General features: G+C 41.2%; 9 protein-coding genes. 1 reads left to right on the top strand and 8 read right to left on the bottom strand.

Annotated elements, in window-relative coordinates; translation table 11 throughout:
* Positions 1-346: 346 nt before the first annotated feature.
* A complete protein-coding gene (locus PX481_RS04075; RefSeq protein ID WP_002751846.1) occupies positions 347-586 on the top strand; it encodes a hypothetical protein in 240 nt (79 codons plus the stop codon).
* Between the two features lie 119 nt (positions 587-705).
* Here PX481_RS04075 and PX481_RS04080 read toward each other — a convergent pair whose 3' ends face one another.
* The 8 genes from PX481_RS04080 to PX481_RS04115 all read right to left on the bottom strand — a co-directional run bounded on the left by PX481_RS04080 (position 706) and on the right by PX481_RS04115 (position 5,828).
* The gene (locus PX481_RS04080) at positions 706-1,059 is read right to left on the bottom strand and encodes a hypothetical protein (protein ID WP_002763763.1); all 354 of its coding nucleotides are present in this window, start codon (positions 1,057-1,059) and stop codon (positions 706-708) included.
* Positions 1,052-1,390 (bottom strand): UPF0175 family protein, encoded by a 339-nt coding sequence (locus PX481_RS04085; RefSeq protein WP_002763765.1) that lies wholly within the window; start codon positions 1,388-1,390, stop codon positions 1,052-1,054. The genes PX481_RS04080 and PX481_RS04085 overlap by 8 nt, the downstream gene beginning before the upstream one ends.
* Before the next feature lie 88 nt (positions 1,391-1,478).
* Entirely contained in the window at positions 1,479-1,766 is a 288-nt protein-coding gene (locus tag PX481_RS04090; RefSeq protein WP_288028137.1) for a BrnA antitoxin family protein, read from the bottom strand.
* Positions 1,747-1,983: a BrnT family toxin gene (locus PX481_RS04095; RefSeq protein WP_288055718.1), complete on the bottom strand. Its 237-nt coding sequence runs from the start codon at positions 1,981-1,983 to the stop codon at positions 1,747-1,749. The genes PX481_RS04090 and PX481_RS04095 overlap by 20 nt, the downstream gene beginning before the upstream one ends.
* Positions 1,984-2,527: 544 nt before the next feature.
* Positions 2,528-2,938: a putative toxin-antitoxin system toxin component, PIN family gene (locus PX481_RS04100; protein WP_002763774.1), complete on the bottom strand. Its 411-nt coding sequence runs from the start codon at positions 2,936-2,938 to the stop codon at positions 2,528-2,530.
* The gene (locus PX481_RS04105) at positions 2,928-3,134 is read right to left on the bottom strand and encodes a hypothetical protein (RefSeq protein WP_002763776.1); all 207 of its coding nucleotides are present in this window, start codon (positions 3,132-3,134) and stop codon (positions 2,928-2,930) included. The genes PX481_RS04100 and PX481_RS04105 overlap by 11 nt, the downstream gene beginning before the upstream one ends.
* Before the next feature lie 297 nt (positions 3,135-3,431).
* Entirely contained in the window at positions 3,432-4,994 is a 1,563-nt protein-coding gene (locus PX481_RS04110) for an iron uptake porin (protein ID WP_288028140.1), read from the bottom strand.
* A 270-nt stretch (positions 4,995-5,264) separates the two neighbouring features.
* The gene (locus PX481_RS04115; protein ID WP_043999545.1) at positions 5,265-5,828 is read right to left on the bottom strand and encodes a thylakoid membrane photosystem I accumulation factor; all 564 of its coding nucleotides are present in this window, start codon (positions 5,826-5,828) and stop codon (positions 5,265-5,267) included.
* Between the last annotated feature and the right edge of the window lie 267 nt (positions 5,829-6,095).

Genomic DNA, 6,095 nt, shown 5'->3' on the forward strand with positions numbered 1-6,095 from the left:
AAGATTGCTTGATCGATCGTGGACTTTGAGATTATCAGCGATATTACGAATATCGAGATTATTGCCACAGGAACAGGAATTCGTAATCGGGAACGGTTGCAAAAACAGTATGGCAAAGGTAAATGGAGAAAATTAAAGGGCATAGCCCAAGTTCAGCTTCCCAATGGTATAAGCTAAACGGCTTTTACTTCGGATCACCGATATAGACTCCAAAAGGGTTATAGCTATTGGATCATGCAGGTTAAGCGCCGTTTAGCTTAGTAAGGTTAGCTGAAGTCCATTGGTATGAAGCTCATGGCATCGGCAAAAAAGAATTTAAGCTCAAGTTACCGTTTCTAGATTGACCATGAAAATAGAGTCATCTCCAACAAATAAGTTCGCAGTTTGTCTCAATAATGAAGGCTACGAAGCTTCACTAGAGGTGGGCAAAATATACCGCGTTATCCCTGATGAGACAGCAGAAATAAACAGTCTAATTCGGGTTATTGATGAAAGTGGTGAAGATTACGCTTTTTCTGTGAATCGGTTTCATGCTATTGAGTTACCAAAGCCAATAGAAGAAGCTTTATTATCAGTTGCCAACTAAAACCCTCTCAATCCACTGAAAAAGAAACCACAAAAGTAGGCTAAATTGCCTCTAAAAATACCATCGATGTCCCTTCATTCAATCTTGAGAGGGTTTATTTTTGGCATCTATTAATACTTCTAAAAATTGTCAAACTTATTAATGATGTCTTGAATTTGCTGCGCTGGGATGTCTGTTTGGTCAGATTTGGTATAGATGAGGAGCATCAAAACACAACCATTGTCTTTAAGTTGATAGATAACACGATAGCCGCTACTTTTGCCCTTTTGAATATCGCTGTTTTTGAGGCGAACTTTAAAGACAGTGTAGCCTATTCCTGGTATTTGATCGCCGATGAATTTGCCTATCTGAAGGTCATCAATTAGAGGTTGTAGGTCAGTACGAATGCTCCGATAGCGTTTGGCGAGGGTGCGAAGTCGATCCTTGAATTCATCAGAGAAAAGGAGCTTAATAGAGGGAATTTCTTCAGTCATCTATGCCATCCCAGAGTTCAGAGATGGGATGTACTTTGCCTTCTTTAGCTTGCTGAAGAGAAATACAAAGACTGGTGAGGATGAGTTCTTTTGGTTCGTCGTCAGGGTCAGTGGGTGGAGTGAGGATATTACGCGATACTAGCAATTGGTAGAAATCATCGAGTGCCATTCCCGTTAGTTCGGCTGCTTGTTCAAATTTAAGGCGTTGCTGCTGATAAAGCATGACAGCGATTTCCGTGAGCATTTGAGCTTCAGTCATTTGTACTGTTTGCAGAAGTTTAGAGGGAAGGATGAGGTTCATAGAGGTTTCATTAAGTGGCAGTAACTTCATTGTATCGCCATGAAAAGGAAACCACAAAAGTAGGCTAAATTGTTTCTAAAAATACCATAAATACCCCTTCAATCAATCTTGAGGGGGTTTATTTTTTTGCCTGTGTTTCCACATATTCTCGCAGGACGCGATTAATACTGGTCTGATACCCCTCCTCTTGTGTGGCCTGGGTTTTGAACCAGTCTATCAGGTCAGCATCAAGGCTTAGAGTTATCTGCTGTTTGAGCGGACGATAGAATACACCACGCCGCGCCCTGCTCCAATCTCCCGTAGCCTCTGGGATCAGATCTGTGCGGATAGGCTCTTGTGATGCGGCTAGAGCGTCAATTTCAGCCTGTATCTCTGGCGGTACTGGATTACAATCTCCCTTCTTCATAAGCCCTCCTTTCATGGGCTGTTGCCCTGCGTGCGCTAATAATTCGTCCCGTTTCCTCTCCGGTCACTGAATCAGACTCCGGCCAAGTATGCACCACAAATACAGTCAGTTTACCGATCAGTCCGATAGTCTGCCAGCGTTCTTCCTCTGGGTATGGATCAAGACGGCTGACAGCGAGAGAATCGGCAAAAACATATTGAGCGGCTTCAAAGCTCAAGCCGTGATCGCGCTTGTTTGTCCGATTTTTGTTGTCGTCCCATGTCCACTTCAATTTTACTCTCCAAATGTAGCTATAGCGTTTCCTGTTCGCAAGAGGTACACTATCGATGTTGAAAAGCTTAATTAGCAAAGGTTTAAGTGTGCCACACAGGTGTGAGAACCGCTATATATTATAGTTACTACATTAATTTTTATCAACATTGTATTTGCGCTAACGCAATCGCAATAAAATTTACCCCTGTCGGGATCATAACATTATCCAGATATAATGCCAGTATAACTACCGATTTAGCAGCAATAGCAAGCTAAACAAATTACTCATCATCAAAAGATAACAGTTCGAGCGGTATGTGTTAATTATCATCCCTTTCGGCTTCGGCGCAGCTTCAACCCTCAAGCGCCAACTAAAACACTCTAAATCAACAAAAAAAGAAACCACAAAAGTTGGCTAAATTGCCTCTAAAATACCATAAATGCCCCTTCATTCAATCTTGAGTAGGTTTATTTTTTTGCCTTCCTCCCTCAAAAAATTCTCAGGGACACTAGAAAATAACTAAAAACTCTGCTGGAGTAATAATTGGAATCCCTTGATAAGTATTGAGAATTAAAAGCTCCTTATCGCCTGTTATGATGTATTGTGCCATTCCAGATACAGCTAATTCTAAGAATTTATTATCATCTAAATCGGAACAAACTCTCGTTTCATGCCATATATCAACAAATAAGCTCCTATTTTTAAGAGACGACAAGAAATCTAACCTATCATCTTTTTCTAAATATTTGTCAAATTTATTTTTACTTATTCTCGTTGCCAATTCTTGATAAGTTGCCTCGCTCTGGAGAATAGTAAATTGACTGACTGCTATATTGATTACTTTTTTGGGTGTTCCTAGGGGATTTAGTAAAGCACTAATAAAAACATTTGTATCTATAACAACTCGATTAGGATTCATCTACTAATAGTTCTGTTAGTTTATCTTCTGTCAAACCTTTAGCTTGAGCTTTTTTGCCGACTTTATCCATAATTGAGATAAGACTTTCTGAATTTTCCTCAATCGTCAGATTAACTTCTTGTTCAGGAGAAAGACCTAACTGAGCGATTAGTGTAGGAATCTCCGATACCTTAATATTTTTGAGAACTTGTTTCATGGCTTAACTAGGTAACTAGGTGTATCTTCAACTTTTATTGTACTCTATTTAATCACATTTAACAGTGTTCCTCAAATCGTCCTCGACCTCTTCGCCACAACTTCAACCCTCAAACATAAACTAAAACCCTCTAAATCCATCAAAAAAGAAACCACAAAAATAGGCTAAATTGCCTCTAAAAATACCATAAATGCCCCTTCATTCAGTTAGTCTAGAGTGCGGAACGGCAGCCAGTGGAGAAATGAAGTCAAATCCCGTCATACTTTATCTTTATTTCTGACTGGCTGCCTAGACAAATCAGAAAGTAAAAGTCGTGCGGATAGTACCGATAACTAAGGTGGAATTGTTGTTATTAGAGTTAGGAGAAGTAATCACGATTACCCCCGGAGTAAGGGCGATATTATCGGTGAGTTTCCACTCATAAAATCCTTCGATATGAAAGGAAGTATCGGGATCATTAGTGGCACTGCCATCATTTAATCTAATACTAGAACTAGATACCCAGGGCTGCATACCAACAATAATACCCGCCGTATTTCCTTCCTTAAATAAATCAGGAAAAGCCAAAGTTACCGCCCAATTCCAGATATCTAAATCCCCGCGTTCTAGTTGTCCATCTAAGGTGCTAAGAGTGATAGCTTTTGTATAGCCACCCCAACCACCGAGGACAAAACCATCGACAATTCGCCAAGTAAATTGTAAACCCAAACTATTATTAATTGTCGGCACAGCCTCCCCGAATAGTTCTTCGGTGAAAAATCGGAAATTCGAGCGCTGGCTTCCCGTTCCCGTATCTAATTGGTTATAACCATGAAGGTAGGATAAAGCAATGCCAAAATTCTCGTTAGGAACATAACCCAGCTGCCCTAGGGCAGTATAGGAACCGTTAAATAAACCCGCACCCGGGTTAGGATCGTTAGCATCCCCGGCAAGATAACCGGCGCTGAATTGCAAAGCCCCATAATTACCCTGTAAACCGAGTCCAGTTTGTCCGGGGGCAAAATAAAGGGGATTGCGAGTACCAAAAGCGGAAAGCGCCCCACTAGCACCATCTCCATCCAAAAAGTTGAGGGTATTGGTAAAGTCATCTTTAGCACCTCCCGTCGCTTCTAACCAGAGTTGGATATTTTCCGTTAGGGGGAAACTGTAGTTTAAAACTTCTAGCAATAAATCGTTGCCGTCCGGTTGGGTAAAGGCTAAGGTGCTTTCAAAAGTTCCCGTAGTATCGGCTAAATCGGCAATATTTCCCGTTGCTAGACGGGTATAGAGTAAATCTTTGCCTGTGAAGCTAGTATTTAATTCTAAACGGGCCCGATAACCAAAAGCTGGCACTTGGGGAATCCCTTCACCACCGTTTTTTTCTCCTGTGGCTACCCCATATAATGCCATCACCACTTCCCCGGTTAATTTAGTGGTGGTGGAAAATTGATTATTTTCCAGAAAAGCGACTCGATTTTCTAAGTTATCAACCCTAGCACCCAATGCCGCTAATTCTGTCTCGAATTCCCTGACTAATCGCTTGATTTTGTCTAGATCTTCTTTTAATACCGCTACTCCTTCTTGAATCAATCTTTCTAGGGTATTTAAGCAAGCATTCAACCCGGCGGCAAATTCCCAACGAGTTAAAGCGCGTTCACCGCGAAAAGTGCGGTCAGGATAACCTACTATACAACCATACCTCTCCACGAGACTTCTTAAGGCCTCAAAAGCCCAGGCGGTGGGAGAAACATCCCGCAATTGATTGACACTTGTTACCTGTGCCATGGGGTTACTAGAGAGGTTTTCGAGACTATTAGCCAGTACCGGACCAGAAAAACCCAGTAATATGGCTGCTGTTAGGAAATTTTGCTTGATTTTCATTGCTGTCTCCCACACCTATAAGAATGATTATTGTTCTCAGTATAATCAGGTTAGCAAACTTTTTTCAGTCTGGCACTGTTGCAAATATTTTTCAAGTGTTACTCCAGATAAAATCTGAATTATCTAGCATTTCTTGGTTCAAATAAATCTTAAATGATAATAAAAACAATAGGTAAATAATTTTATTTTTCCTAAAAACAAGATAGAGACGCTGCTGACAGCATCTCTAAATGATTATTTTTGGTTCAATTGAGGATAAAAAAGAGGTAACTAGCGTAATTCAGCGTTAAACTCGTTAAAAGAGCGTCTTTTTAACTCTAGCGATTGCGATCGAGGCAAAAGCTCAAAAACCTTTCTTAAGACATCATCCACATCTTCATATTTAACATTGCCCAAACCATCATAAACCACTTTACCTTGTTGGTCTAAAACCACCGTTTGGGGAACCCCACCGCGATAATAGTAACCCGGTTCATCGGCACGATAGGAAGACTTTAAGGGGATAGAATCGACACTTACGGGGATAATACTGGCGGCGCGACCGTAAAACTCTTGAAAACGGGAGACAATCGCCGCAAATTGCTTACAATCGCTACTATCATCCAAATAATAGACAATAATAGCTGGAATTTTCCGTTGAAAAGTTTCCGCTAAATTTAAACGCGGTGGCACGAGGGAACCATTACCCGCATAGACCACAAAAATATTACCATCGAGGCGATCATCATCGATCCCCGCATAGGCGCTAGGGGTTAGCCAAGGAGAGAAACTCGTCAGAGCAACAATGAGAAAGACAAGACAGATCTGAAGACGCAGCCGATAACGAGATTTCATGATCAACAGGGTTAGAATATTAAGACAATTTTTAGTTTGACATACCCCACGCCTTAAACAGACGTGGATTCTTCTAGCATCACTGCTGTGAATTTCTGGCTCAACGAGTCCACTTGAATTAGATTCCTGGCGAAATCCCACCCAGAGGTGGTTCTCTCCCCAGACTTTCGCTCCCTTACAGAAGCCTGTTTTCGGGGGCCCCTACGATACAGTTCAAAACCTCTAAAATAATTGGTTTCTCTGGTACTTGACGCTTAGAGCTTTTAC

The sequence above is a fragment of the Microcystis sp. M53603_WE2 genome (assembly GCF_030065435.1).